Annotated in this window: 12 protein-coding genes; 4 read left to right on the plus strand and 8 right to left on the minus strand. The window is 53.7% G+C overall.

The genetic code is table 11. The features are described 5' to 3' along the window. Positions 1-8 precede the first annotated feature (8 nt). The 6 genes from BUB30_RS10975 to BUB30_RS11000 form a co-directional block, all read right to left on the minus strand. Complete coding sequence (locus BUB30_RS10975; RefSeq protein WP_143164860.1) at positions 9-1,649, minus strand: amidohydrolase; 1,641 nt, start codon at positions 1,647-1,649, stop codon at positions 9-11. Further along, positions 1,646-1,972 (minus strand): nucleotide pyrophosphohydrolase, encoded by a 327-nt coding sequence (locus BUB30_RS10980; protein WP_073133587.1) that lies wholly within the window; start codon positions 1,970-1,972, stop codon positions 1,646-1,648. The genes BUB30_RS10975 and BUB30_RS10980 overlap by 4 nt, the downstream gene beginning before the upstream one ends. A 5-nt stretch (positions 1,973-1,977) precedes the next feature. After that, the gene (locus BUB30_RS10985; RefSeq protein WP_073133589.1) at positions 1,978-2,409 is read right to left on the minus strand and encodes an acyl-CoA thioesterase; all 432 of its coding nucleotides are present in this window, start codon (positions 2,407-2,409) and stop codon (positions 1,978-1,980) included. A 33-nt stretch (positions 2,410-2,442) separates the two neighbouring features. Continuing rightward, positions 2,443-3,324, minus strand: a complete 882-nt coding sequence (locus BUB30_RS10990; protein ID WP_073133591.1) for a DNA-3-methyladenine glycosylase family protein — start codon at positions 3,322-3,324, stop codon at positions 2,443-2,445. Next, entirely contained in the window at positions 3,321-4,220 is a 900-nt protein-coding gene (locus BUB30_RS10995; protein ID WP_073133593.1) for a 3-keto-disaccharide hydrolase, read from the minus strand. The genes BUB30_RS10990 and BUB30_RS10995 overlap by 4 nt, the downstream gene beginning before the upstream one ends. A 116-nt stretch (positions 4,221-4,336) precedes the next feature. Continuing rightward, complete coding sequence (locus BUB30_RS11000; RefSeq protein WP_143164861.1) at positions 4,337-5,923, minus strand: hypothetical protein; 1,587 nt, start codon at positions 5,921-5,923, stop codon at positions 4,337-4,339. 130 nt (positions 5,924-6,053) lie between these two features. Here BUB30_RS11000 and BUB30_RS11005 point away from each other — a divergent pair, with 130 nt between their 5' ends. Next, positions 6,054-6,752: a 2OG-Fe(II) oxygenase gene (locus BUB30_RS11005; protein ID WP_073133597.1), complete on the plus strand. Its 699-nt coding sequence runs from the start codon at positions 6,054-6,056 to the stop codon at positions 6,750-6,752. A gap of 102 nt (positions 6,753-6,854) precedes the next feature. On the opposite strand, the gene BUB30_RS11010 is transcribed toward BUB30_RS11005, so the two are convergent. Next, positions 6,855-7,760 carry an MBL fold metallo-hydrolase gene (locus BUB30_RS11010; RefSeq protein WP_073133599.1) on the minus strand — a complete coding sequence of 302 codons (906 nt, stop codon included), beginning with the start codon at positions 7,758-7,760 and terminating at the stop codon, positions 6,855-6,857. A gap of 136 nt (positions 7,761-7,896) precedes the next feature. Between BUB30_RS11010 and BUB30_RS11015 the strand changes: the two genes are divergently transcribed. The 3 genes from BUB30_RS11015 (at position 7,897) to BUB30_RS11025 (ending at position 12,316) form a co-directional block, all read left to right on the plus strand. Next, positions 7,897-8,760 (plus strand): bifunctional transcriptional activator/DNA repair enzyme AdaA, encoded by an 864-nt coding sequence (locus tag BUB30_RS11015; RefSeq protein WP_073135066.1) that lies wholly within the window; start codon positions 7,897-7,899, stop codon positions 8,758-8,760. Positions 8,761-8,937: 177 nt separating this feature from the next. Next, positions 8,938-10,647 (plus strand): metallopeptidase TldD-related protein, encoded by a 1,710-nt coding sequence (locus BUB30_RS11020; protein ID WP_084138022.1) that lies wholly within the window; start codon positions 8,938-8,940, stop codon positions 10,645-10,647. A gap of 4 nt (positions 10,648-10,651) precedes the next feature. Next, positions 10,652-12,316: a metallopeptidase TldD-related protein gene (locus tag BUB30_RS11025; RefSeq protein WP_073133601.1), complete on the plus strand. Its 1,665-nt coding sequence runs from the start codon at positions 10,652-10,654 to the stop codon at positions 12,314-12,316. Between the two features lie 576 nt (positions 12,317-12,892). On the opposite strand, the gene BUB30_RS11030 is transcribed toward BUB30_RS11025, so the two are convergent. Then, a complete protein-coding gene (locus tag BUB30_RS11030; RefSeq protein ID WP_073133603.1) occupies positions 12,893-13,495 on the minus strand; it encodes a gluconate 2-dehydrogenase subunit 3 family protein in 603 nt (200 codons plus the stop codon). Between the last annotated feature and the right edge of the window lie 2 nt (positions 13,496-13,497).

Consider the following 13,497-nt stretch of genomic DNA (forward strand, 5'->3'; position numbering starts at 1 on the left):
GACGCGTCCTACTTTTGATAGACTACTTTCCCTCCTACCCAGGTTGTCAACACCTTCACGTCTCTGATCTCGGGAGGCGGAATGACCGTGATGTCCTTCTCCAGCCGCACCATATCGGCCAGCATGCCGGGTGCCAGCATGCCTTTGATGTTTTCTTCAAACGATGCGTAGGCGGCATTTGCCGTGTAGGCTTGCAAAGCTTCTTCCACGGTGATCTTCTGTTCCGGGATCCATCCGTTATCATTTTTACCGTCCAGTGTGCGGCGCGTCACGGCAGCGTAGATGCCTTCTAACGGTGTGGGTGGCGCTACGAACCAGTCGCTGCCAAAGGCTAGCTTGGCGTGGGCGTCCAGCAGCGAGCGAAAAGCGTAAGTCGTCTTCGAGCGTTCGTGACCGATCACTCTCTCGGCCCAGCGGCCGTCGTCGATGGCGTGGTAGGGCTGCATGCTGGGGATGATCATCTGGGCGGCGAAGCGCTTGATGTCGTCCGGGGCAATGTGTTGGGCGTGTTCAATGCGAAAGCGGCGGTCGCGGTTGCCATTCTCGGCGGCCACTTGTTCGAAGGTATTCAGCAAGGTATGAATGGCTTTGTCGCCGATGGCGTGCACCGTCACCTGGAGCCCGGCGCTATCGGCGGATTTGATGAGGCGGTGGAGTTCTTGCTCGCGGATCACAAAGAAGCCTGAATCTTTCGGCGTGTCGTCGAAAGGCTTGAAGAAGGCAGCGGTGTGTGATCCGAGCGATCCGTCTACGAATTCTTTCAGCACGCCCCTGCGCAGCCAGACATCGCCGCGTCCTTTTTGTTGTATTTTATCGGCAAGTGCCTTCCAATCCCTCAACATCATACCGGAATAGATGCGTGTGGTGAGGGCGTGGCGGTCGTGCGCCCGCTCAAATACGTCCTGGTAGCCCATCATATTGTGCGTGGAGGTTACGCCGCGCGCGGCCACATAAGCCATGGCCGCTTCCAGGGCCTTGTCCTCCTGGTCTGGGGTGGGCGGGGGCACGGCCTTGGAGATCATGCCCATGGCATTGTCTTTAAAGATGCCGGTGAGTTTGCCCGCTTTGTCGCGCACGATAGAACCGCCGGCAACGTCTTTCACCTGGTCCGTAATGCCGGCAGCTTTCAGTGCGGCCGTGTTGGCCAGGCACATGTGACCGTCGAGTCGGTTGATCCATAGCGGGTGGCCTGCTGTAACCGAGTCGATCCATGCGCGCGTGGGCAACTCGCCGCCCCAGTTCTCATGGTCCCAATCGCCCTCGGTGATCCACACGCCTTTCGGGAGCGTTAGCGCGTAGGCTTTTATGCGTGAAATAAATTCATCTGGTGTTTTTGCGTCGCGCAACTGCACGGATGAAAGTGCGAAACCACCTTCGATGAAGTGTGTATGGCAATCGATGAAGCCGGGGGTTAACAACTCCCCTTGGTTTAGGGTGATCACCTCGGTTTTTTCCCCTTGCCATTTCTTTATCTCGCCGGCGTCGCCAACCGCGGCAACGGTATCGCCGCTCACGGCAACACCCTCGGCCCAGGGTTGTGACGGGTTGCCGGTCCAGATGCGGCCGAGGATAATTTTATCCGCTGCGGGATGCTGGCTGCAGGCGACCAGCAAGCATGCTGCCATCGCGGTGCCGAAAATTCTTTTCATTTCAACTTTGGATTTTGATGATGACGGTCTTTATCGCGTTGGCTTTTCTTTTCCAGGTTGCGGGCAAACGCTTCCGTAAGGTTCACACCCGTTTGATTGGCCAGGCAAATCAGTACCCACAACACATCCGCCATCTCATCGCCAAGGTCTTTGTGTTTGTCGGATTCCTTTTCCGACTGCTCTCCATATCGTCGCGCCATGATGCGCGCAACCTCGCCCACCTCTTCGGTGAGCATGGCCATGTTGGTCAGTTCATTGAAGTAGCGTACACCGTGTGTCTTTATCCACTCATCCACTTGTTGTTGGGCTTGTTCAAGAGTCATGCGATTCAGGATTGAAGTTTTGACAAAAATGCAGGAGGCAACGGAGCGATCTTTCTGACCGCATAATCGAATGTGATGATCGCCAGCTTCGCCAACGCCACTTCCTTGCCCGATGCTTTTTGCGTGACGCGATACAACATATCAAACCCCACGCGATGAAAATCAGAAACGCCTAACTGAAAGAAAAGCTCGTCACCAAGAAAAGCCTCCGACTTATACACAACGCCCACATCGGCGATCACCTGCCCGATGGTTCCATCCAAATGCAATTCGTTTTCTATGCCCCGCGTGCGATAGAACTCTACCCGCACATCCTGCATCAGGGTCAGTATCCGATCATGTCCCACATGCGCCCCGTAGTTCAGATCCGACGCGCGAACCGTCAGGGTGGTCTCGTAAATAAATTTCTCTGGTAATTGTATTTGTATGCGGGACATAGGCTTCAGGAAATTACGGAGATCCGGCGTGGATCACAAGCTCTTCCACAAGTACAAGGTAGCATAAGCTTCCCAGCCTTTGTACTTTTTGAATACCTTTTTCATTTCATCGGGCGTGGGCTTGCGGTCGAGCTTCTTGTATTTTTTTACCACGTTGTATAAACCCGCATCCTCCAGAGGAAAAGCGTCGGGGTAGCGAAAGGTTTTCATGAGGGCGTAGTTGGCCGTCCAGTTGCCGACGCCTTTTATTTTCATGAGGCGTTCTTTGGCTTCCTGCAACGGCAGACCTTTCAGGCTTTCTTTGGAAACGGTTCCACTGGCAAAGGCCTCGGCGATCGTGATGGTGTAGGCCGCCTTCTGGCGCGAGTACTGCAGGGGCATCAACACGTCGGGCGACAACACTGCCACAGCTTCGGGGACAGGAAACAAATAGTATTTCTTGTCCATCATCTGCAACGATGCACCAAAGTGTTCCACAAATCTTTGTTTCAACGTATACGCAAACGCCACATTGATCTGCTGGCCCAGCATGGCCCACGTGACGGCCTCGTAGAGATCGGGCTGGCCCACGATGCGGTAGCCGTAATATTGCTGGACGAGGTCTTTCAGCAACTTATCTTTTTCCGCCATCGCGTAGAACGGCTTGAGGTCGGTGTCGAGGTCAAACCATTCGCGCACGTAGGCGATCACTTCTTCTTGCTGGGTTGGGGTGAGGCTCTCCGCCAAAACGTCGATCCGGACTTTCTTTTTTTCGAACGATACGGCGATGGCAACCACGTCATCGTCGACGCGCAAGGCTTTGTGCACGGTTCCGCCGTCCACCTGGTGCAGCAACTCGCGGGGCGAGCGCTTCAGGAAAGACAAGGCCTGGTCGAAACTGAATTCTTTGGGAACGGGAACCGTGAGGGTGATCATTTATAGCGGCACTGGGTGTTGTCGGATTTTATGAAATACGATTTATAATTCAGCGCCTTCGGGTCGGTGCAGCCTTTCAGGTTCATCAGTTGCACTTTACGGAATTCCAGTGGATGACTTTCGGCTTGCAACGCGATATAACCTTCCTTCAACGGTGTGCCCTGCCTGTCCATCCATTGGAGCGAGTCGGCAAAACCACCGCGCGTCCAGTTCATGTTGCCGCCCACAAAACCACCTCCAACACGGGGATGTTCATAGGTAAGCACGGTATCTTTTCCCAAAATGTGATGAACGATCGAGTCGCCCAACACCACGGCCTCGATGGTGACCCATTCGTTCTCGTCGTAGTTCCTCGAATTCGAGTCGATGCAATGGCCAGGAAAGAGGCTTCCTTTTTGAAAAACTTCGGTGCCGGGGGTGCACAGATTGCCAGTGGTTCGTTTCACCGAATCGTTGCTGGCCAGGAACTGCATTTCAAGGGATACAGGAAATGTCTGATTCTTGGTCAACGTAGAGGCTGCCTGCGAATGCAGCATAACACCGCTGTTCAGGTAAGCGTAGTCAGGCCCCCCGCGCAACTGTTTTCCCCTGAAGCGATACTCCAGCCGAATTCTGTAATAGGAAAAGGGTTGGTTGTAATAAAGGTGCCCAAACTCGCCGTCAAACTTGTCGTAACGACTGTAGTCGATCTCCAGGATGCTGTCTTTTACATAAAAGGTGTTGTTGAAGTTATCGTTCAGATCGTGTTTGGCGATCTTGATGTCCCACCCCGTAAGGTCCTTGTTGTTGAACAGGTCTATCCATTCCTCGCGGGTGGCATCGGGGTTGCTTTTTGTAGCGCAGGCACTTATCAAAAATAACAGGGCCAGGGAAAACAGGAAATTGAAATGCTTCATGCAGCGAAAGTACGGAATCGGTCTGGTAATTTCTGCGGGTTTTCCGCTGACGGTCTTCAAAATCGTAGCATACCCCTGCCGATAACGGCGGATTATCGAGCTTGAAATTTTTCCGATTATACTTTAATGCTTTGGAGCTCCTTCGCGATAGCCGCTGCCACGTCGTCCTGCTTTAACATTTTCGCCGCCTCCATCTTTCCTTTGAGCGACAGCACGCGACGTGGTGCGCGTTTCAGGGAGGTGTCGAAATATTGCATGGCTTCGCGGGGCTGGTTTTGGCTGAGCAGAAACTCGCCGTAGAGTTCGGATGACGGCTTCGCCACCGGGGGACCATAACCAAAGGCAATGCGATCCTCGAACGAAGCGGCTTCTTTCAGCCAACGGTCGGCCGCGGTCAGGTCTTTCTGTTGCCAGGCTTTCATGCCCTGAAGTTCCATCTCCATCAGGTGCAGGAGATCGACATCGGTTTTCGTTGTGTTTTCACGACTCGCACCACTGCCACACAGCGCGATGCCGTCGCCATCGATCTTCGCGGTCTCGCGCAGGCGGTCCTGCTCCATCGTGGCGATAACTTTTTCCATCGTCGGGATGTCGGCCATCGCATAGGCCCGCATGCCTTTAACAAAACTTTCCAAGCCCTGGGTGGCGACGTTCAATCCTTTGGCGTCGGTCTCGTGCGCAGCAAAGGACGATTTCCAGTCATTGGTTTCCACGGCGTAGGACGATTTCAAAAAGATCTCATGGGTGCGGGCTTTGATGGAAGGCAGTGCCGCGCAATAGGTCATCATGTCTTGCAAAAGTTTTTGAGCGTCCTGGACGCGGCCTTGTTGGAGATAGCCATACTCCAGCCAGTGAAAAGAGTGATACCCCAGCGCATCGTTGGGCAAATTTCTTTTTTGTTTCCGGTTCACACTGGCTTGCCACGACACTTCGTTGGAACTCACCACACGGTCCCACATGCCGAGGGCAAGATAGATGTGCGTAGGCATGTGCAGGGCATGCGTGGCATCGTGGGCCACGACGGAATATTCATCGGCCGCGTGGAGCGCATCACGCGCATGACCCGGGTCGTCGTTGGCGTGAATAAAATAATGCAAGGCTCCGGGGTGATTGGGATTCTCTTTCAAGATCTGCGCCGAGATGCGCGCACTCTCCCGGTACAGCTCTTCGCTGCGCCCCACCGGCTCTTCGCCGAGCAGCGCCAATGCATACAGGGAAGCCACCTCATGATTGCCGGGATATTTGTTGTAAAGCTCGCCCATAAATTTGGCGTACGCCCGATCGCGTTCCGTTTTTGTTCCCGTTCCGTAGAGCACATTCACGGCCTGCAAAAAATCTTTCTCCAAAGGTGTTGCACCTTTTGCCACCCGCGCTTCCGGCGTCGCTGCGAGCCGCTTTAATGTGGCTACGGCTTTTTCATAATCCTGTTCCTGCCAGATGGCATGATTGTAGGTCATCGCTTCTCCCCAGAAGGCCATCGCACAAGTAGGGTCCAGCGTTTGCGCTTCGCGGAAGGCTTCCGCAGCGTCCATGAACTCAAAGCTGTGCATCAGCAAATGGCCTTTCAGAAAAGCCTGCTGGGCGGCATCCGTGCCCGCCACCTCGAACGTGACGGTACCGAGCGTGTAGTTGGACTTCGTTGGTTGTTTGCAGGAGAGCACCGTGGCGCAGAGAAACAACGCGGAGAGGAAGAGCCTTTTCATGTGTTCGGATTTGAGTATAGAAAGGTAGTCCTTTTTATGGCGATGATCAACGAAAATCCACCCGGTGGTCATTCCGCAAGTTTCGGGTTGAGCCGGGCCTGTAGTTCCCCGATCTTTACAGAAAAAAAATATGGAGGATATTGTCGCTATGCCTTGGGAATCGATCTATACAGCACTCAATGAAAAAGGGTATGCCCTGCTGCCGCAGGTGCTCTCGGCCGACGAGTGCCGGCACCTTTCCGGATTGTATGCCGACCCGGATCTTTACCGGAACACGATCAACATGCAGCGTTACCGCTTTGGCAAAGGGGAGTACAAATATTTCAATTACCCCTTGCCACCGACCATCCAAGTCCTGCGGGAAATGCTGTACACGCCGTTGGCCAAGCTCGCCAATGCGTGGATGCAAAAGTTGGGGATGGACATTACGTATCCCGGCGATCACAAAGCCCTGGTCGCGCACTGTCATGATCACGACCAACCCAGGCCAACGCCGTTGATCCTGCGGTATGAGGCGGGGGGATTCAATACGCTTCACCAGGATCTTTATGGGGCGGTGTATTTTCCCTTTCAGGTGGTGTTTGTGTTGAGCCAGGCGGGGAAGGATCACGAGGGTGGCGAGTTCGTGCTCACGGAGCAGGTGCCGCGCGCGCAATCCAAGGCGGAAGTGTTGCAGCCGAATCAGGGGGATGCGCTCATCTTCACTACCAACTTCCGGCCGGTGAAAGGTTCGCGGGGATATTACCGGGCTACGATGAAGCACGGGGTGAGTGAAGTGAAATCAGGGGTGCGGTATTCGTTGGGGATTATTTTTCATGATGCGGCTTGAAGCTGCGGAAATCATGTTGAACCGCAGAGACGCAAAGAGCGCAAAGGAATACAGAGAATACTTTGCATTTCCTTTGCGCTCTTTGCGTCTCTGCGGTTCAAGTTATTTCTTCGGAGCGATCGCAATATTATCCGCCACCAACATCACAAAATCCTTTCCTTTCAAAAATCCTTTCCCCCACTCGGCATCATATTTATCCGTGATGCCCAGATTCGGTAAATCTTCTTTCTTCTTTCCCTTCTTCAACGCCGCAGCCACCTGATCGCGAATATCCGCCAACCGATCGCGAAACACTTTCACATCGGCCTTTGTGCTCAATTCGCCGTGACCGGGAATCACTTTGGCTTGGTCATCCATCAACGCAAGGATCTTATCCAGGGCAGCGATCATGCCATTCACAGAACCACCGCTGGAAACGTCTATAAACGGATAGCCATACGTGACAAACATATCGCCCATGTGATACACATTCGCTTTCTTAAAATGAACGATCACGTCACCGTCGGTGTGGCCGGGATCGAAGTGGATCAATTCGATGTCTTCGTCGTTGATGTGCACGTTCAGCTTGTCGGCAAAAGTGATGTCGGGCAAGGCGTCTTTGGCACGCGGTGGCACTTTTTCATTCTGACGATTCACGGTTTCCTTGGTCATGCGCTCGCGCACCTGGTCCTGGGCCAGGATGGTGATGCCCATCTTTTTGAAGTTATCGTTGCCGCCGGTGTGGTCGCCATGGATGTGGGTGTTGATGAGGAACTTTATCTCGCCCGGGCTGAGGGTCTTGATAGCGCCATTGATCTTGTTGGAGAGGGGAGCAAACTGGTCGTCGATCATCAGCGTACCGTCGTTTCCGATGAGCACCCCGATGTTGCCACCGGAACCTTTTAAGAAATACAGGTTGTTACTCACCAGCACGGGGCGGATCCTCACCGTGTCGTAGTTGGGTTGTTGCGCCACGGCAACTGCCAGAGCGGCCATAATAAAAAAGAAGGACAGTAGAGATCTTTTCATGATTGTGGGTTTTGTTAAAAATAAGGAAAAGCTCAAAGAATACGTCAACCCCTCATCAAAAATGAAGTCAGCAAGAAACAGGTTGAGTAATCCCCCCCACGGTGGCAATTTTGAGTCAACAAAAAATCATAGTTTTATGTTGTTGATGACAAACGAAACCCATATCAATTACCAGCGTATCGAAGAAGCTATTCTTTACCTGGAAAAAAATTTCCAACGCCAACCCGAACTCGACGAGGTGGCCGAAAAAGTTCATCTTTCACCCTTTCACTTTCAGCGCATCTTCACGGAATGGGCGGGCATCAGTCCCAAGCGGTTCCTGCAGTTCCTGACGGTCGATTTCCTGAAAGAGAAACTGGAACAGTCGCGCAACCTGGTGGAAGCCGCCGAATCGGCCGGGCTCTCCAGCCAATCGCGGGTGTATGATCTGTTCACAACGCTGGAGGGTGTGACGCCCCAGGAGTACAAACTGCACGGCTCGGGGCTGCGCATTCACTATGGCATCCATGAAACACCGTTCGGCGCTTGCCTGCTGGCCGTGACCGACCGCGGCATCTGCTGGCTGTCGTTCCTGGCCACCGACGAGGATCCCAAGGGCCACATCGAGGCCATGAAAGAACATTGGCACAATTCACTCTTCCACCAGGACCAGGCGCTCACCGCGTCCTTTGCTGAACGGATCTTTCATCCGGGCGCGACGCCCGCGACGGGACGGCTCCATGTGTTTGTGAAGGGCACAAACTTCCAGCTCAAGGTGTGGGAAGCCCTGTTAAAGATCCCCATGGGCAACGTGACCACCTACCAGGGCATTGCCGCCAACATCCAAAATCCAAACGCCCTGCAGGCCGTGGGATCGGCGGTAGGCGCCAACCACATCGCCTATCTCATCCCCTGCCATCGCGTGATCCGCAAAGACGGCATCCTGGGTGAGTACCGCTGGAGCCCGGCCCGAAAGAAGAGCATCATCGGCTGGGAAATGGCCAAAACAGAAACGAAATGAGCCCTGCCAGCCGGCTTCGCGATCAACAAAAACGTTGACACCGGCGCTGTAGGAAGTCAGGACCTTGACAAAGAACAGGACATAATTTTTTGTCTTCCACGTTTTTTGAGATACTTTACCGTTACATTTTGGAGCTGCTCCATGCTGCCAAGGTCCTAACTTTCGAAAGCTGTGAAAATGTTATTGGGTTACATCAAAAGACGCCTGGGGGTCTTCCTATTGTTTATGCTGCCCGCCTTTGCGGTACGGGCGCAGGATTCGTTGATCACGGTCCTCGAGGCAGAACTGGCCCGGAGTTTTACCGAGCTAAAAAAAGCAACTGTCCCCGCCTACTACATCGACTATCGCGTCGACGATGTAGCGAACCTTCACCTGAATACTTCCTTTGGCAGTCTTGTGCGTGCGGGCAGCGACAAAAGCCGCGTGCTGGTGTCGCGGGTGAAAGTGGGCAGCTATGAATTTGACAACACCCATCCACAGGGACCCGACGATTTCGAGATGCACGAGGGATCCGACCCCACGGAACTTCCCTATGAAAATGAGAAGATCGCGCTTCGCATGGGCATCTGGATGACCACGCAAAATGAATACAAACAAGCCCTGCGCGGATTCAAAGCCGCCCGCCAGGCACGCGAGCGGACCACCACACCCGTGACCACCGCACCGACCAACGATTTCTCGAAGGAGACCCCAACCCGCTATTATGAACCACCCCAGGCCGACCTGATCACGGCTTTCAACGGCGGTGTCTGGAAAGAAAAACTCAAAAAATACTCCGCCCTTTTTCTGAAAAATGGCGATCTCGTAGAAGGGGATGTGTCGCTTCAATTTTCCCAGGAACGAAAATATTTCATCACCACCGAACAAACCCAGGTCGTTCAAAACAACACCTCGGCCTACATCCACGTGAACGGTAGCATCCGCGCCAGCGACGGCGACGTGATCCCGCTCCACCTCTCCTACTATGCCGTGACCCCGGATGGATTTCCCGCGGATGAAAAAATCATGGGCGATATTGAAAAGATGATCGCGTCGCTGGAGAAGTTAAAAACTGCGCCACTGGCAGAACCGTATAGTGGCCCGGCTATTTTGCTGGCACCCGCCGCCGGTGTTTTCTTCCACGAAATTTTTGGTCATCGTGTGGAAGGCCATCGCATGAAAAAAGAATACGACGGCCACACCTTCAAAGCCAAGATCGGCGAATATGTGTTGCCCAAGACCCTTCAAGTATATTTCGACCCCACCCTGACGGCCATCGATGGCAAACCCATCAACGGCGGCTACAAATACGACGACGAAGGCATCAAAGGCGAACGGGTGACGGTGGTGGACAAGGGCATGCTGAAAACTTTCCTCATGTCGCGCACACCGCTGGAGAATCTCGCACGCTCCAATGGCCACGGCCGGGCGTCGATCGGCATGGAGCCTGTTTCGCGTCAGTCAAATTTGATCGTGGAAACAACCAAGGGGGTACCCATGGAAGATTTGCGAAAAATGTTGTTGAAGGAATGTAAGCGGCAGGGCAAGCCCTACGGCTACCTGTTCCGTGATGTTGTCGGTGGATTTACGGTGACGGATCGCTACAATCCCAACGCCTTCAACATTTTCCCCACGATGGTCTATCGCATTTATGTTGATGGCCGTGCCGATGAACTGGTGCGCGGTGTAGACCTGATCGGCACGCCGCTGGCGATGTTTGCCGAAATACAAGCCACGGGCAACGACCGTGATACATTCATCGGATTTTGTGGCGCCGAGTCGGGCTACGTACCCGTGAGCGCCGCTTCGCCGTCTTTGTTTGTGCGAAGAATCGAAACCCAAAAGAAACCCCGTCAACACCAGGAGGCCACCCTGTTGAGCCGCCCGGGATCACAACCTCAACCATAAGGCTATGCGCATACTCCGTGTTATACGACCCGTTGTTCTCTTTGCCGGATGGATCGCCATCGCCCAGCCGCTGTGCGCACAAGAACGGGAGTCCGTCATCCTGAAAGCTATGAAGGACGAAATGAAGCGAACGATGACCGACGCCAAATATGAAGGCCACGACAAACCGTTCTACATCAGCTATGGCATCAACGACCGTCACGTGTTCTCGGCCCACGCCACGCTTGGCGCCCTTGTCCGATCCGATATGTTTCAAAGCCGGAACAAGTCTGTGCGGCTCCTGGTGGGCAACTATACCTTCAACGACGAAAGCCTCGACAACAACCTGACCAGTCCACCCAACGCCAACGACCTGTCCGTTCCCCTCGACGACGATTATTACGGTATCCGGCGCGCACTGTGGGCTTCGACCGACGTGGTCTACAAGGGCGCAGCGCAGAAATACAAAAAACACCAGCTCACGCTGAAAGAAGAAAATAAAAAACTGGAAGACCTTCCCCACCGTGAATTTGCCACCGTGCCCGTGGTCACAAAAATCGATTTTGCGAAACCGCTCAACCTGGGCCAGGAACGCTGGAACAACTATGTAAAAGAACTGTCCGCCGTCTTCAAATCGTTTCCCGACATCGAAGGCTCCGCCGCAGCGCTCACCATTACGTATGGCGACGAATATTTTGTGAACAGCGAAGGCACCACGATCGTGAAACCCTTCACCACGGTCTACCTGCAGTGCGGTGCCTACATGGAAACCGAAAAGGGCGAGCCATTCTTCGACAACCTGGTTCGCTACGCCCGCACACCGGAAGAACTCCCCAGCCTCGCCGACATGAAAGCCGAAGTGGAAAAGATGGCCCGCAAGCTCATCACTGCCAAAGACAACGTGGCCCTGGAAGAAGAGTATAATGGCCCCGTGCTGTTTCTCGGTCCCGCGGTCGCCGAAGTTTTCTCCAACGCCTTTTTCTCTTATCGCGACAACCTCGTCGCCTCCAATACACTCGCCAGCACAATGGACCGCAGCGAAGGCAGCAGCGGCATGGACGCCAAGGTTGGAAAGCTTTTCATCGACAACACCTTCACTGTCACTGCCCGCACATCGCTGCAGAAATTCAACAACATTTCACTCCTCGGTAGCTATGACATTGATGACGAAGGCGTGGTGCCGCAAGAAAATCTTGTGCTGATCGAAAAAGGCATTCTGAAAAATCAACTGAACGATCGCTCCCTCACCAAAACAGGCCAGGTTGCCAACGGCCATGCGAGCGGCCCTGGCGTTCTCGAAATTTCCACCAGCAACGGCCAATCAACGCAAGCCTTGAAGCAGGCCCTCATCGATGCCGCCAAGAAAGACGGTCTCGAATTCGCCCTCATTGCCCGCAAAATTTCTTCAGGCGGCGACGGCGTTCCGGAGATCTATAAAGTGAATCTTGAGACGGGGAAAGAGGAATTGCTTCGCTCGGCCAGGATGGGTTCGGGTGGTTTGAAAAATTTGAAGCGCGTGCCTGCGGTGGGCAAAGAAAAACAAGTCGTGAACCTTCCCACTTCAGGGGGTAATCTTGTATCGTTCATTGTTCCCGACGCGTTGTTGCTGGACAATATGGATGCGGCACCGCTGAGAATTCCTTATCAGGAGGAGAATAAGATTTACATTTCGAGCCCGTTGAAGAACTAGGGGGGAGCTCGTGCTTGCGCCTATTGAAGCACCTCAAAGCCTTCCGACAGCGCACGTCATTCCGCAGGCACGCACGTCATCTGGCTTCGCGCGTTTTCAAGGAATCCCGTGGACACCGCATTCGATCCGTGTGGTGATGCATTTTGAATACGGTGGGTGCGCGCACCGTGTTCACCTGATTTCGTTTCACTCCATGCGAAGTATATCCAAGTTCCGTGCTCTCGAAATTCGGGATGTCTTGAACTTCTGGCGTAGTTCCTTAACTCCCTTGTGCCTGCGACATGACGTGCGAACCCACAAAGCCTTCCGACAGCGTGCGTCATTCCGCAGGCACGCACGTCATCTGGCTTCGCACGTTTTCAAGGAATCCCGTGGACACCGCATTCGATCCGTGTGGTGATGCATTTTGAATGTGAGGGGACGCCCTCGGTGTTCACCGGGTTTCGTTTCACCCGGTGCGAAGTATATCCAAGTTCCGTACTCTCGAAATTCGGGATGTCTTGAATTTCTGGCGGAGTTCTTTAGCTAGCGTGTGCCTGCGACATGACGTTCGGGCCGCGCCCTTTCAAAAGTCTTTTACGTCGCCCAAGCCTTCCCCACCTCTGCCAGTGGCACACATCCATGATACGGCCCCGGAACCTGCTTGTATTGCAACACTTCAGTAGCTCCCGGCTGACTCGTAAAAAATCCTAACAACGTAAGCTCCTTTACTTTCAGCACAAAAGGCTTGTCCCCATCCTTCCCAGCATTCCACCAACCGGTAGGACCTCCTTTGCCGGCCGCGCTTAGCGCTTCGTCATGATGCTTCTTGAAATGAGCAACACGCTGCTCAGGTTTCAAATCCATGAAGCCGTCTCCTAAAGTTTTTTTAGCATCTTCTTCAAAAGCGTTAAGCCCTTCGATGAATTTCTCCTGGGCTTCTTTGCCGTAGACTTCTTTCAGCATGCTATCGATAAACCCTGGTACGCCCGCGTCCTTCGCGCCGGGAGTAGTTGTTTTCGGAAGAATGATCTCAGAAAGTTCCGCGATGGTCTGAGCCTGTGGTTCTGTGAAAAACACAGGCTTGAATGCAAGCTCCGGCGAGGGTTTGCACCCATTGAGCACACCCATCATAGCAGGTGCGGATATGGCATAGCCCAAGGCGAGGGCGGTGCGTTGAATGGCTTCTCTTCTGTTCATTG

Source organism: Chryseolinea serpens, from assembly GCF_900129725.1.
Lineage (GTDB): Bacteria > Bacteroidota > Bacteroidia > Cytophagales > Cyclobacteriaceae > Chryseolinea > Chryseolinea serpens.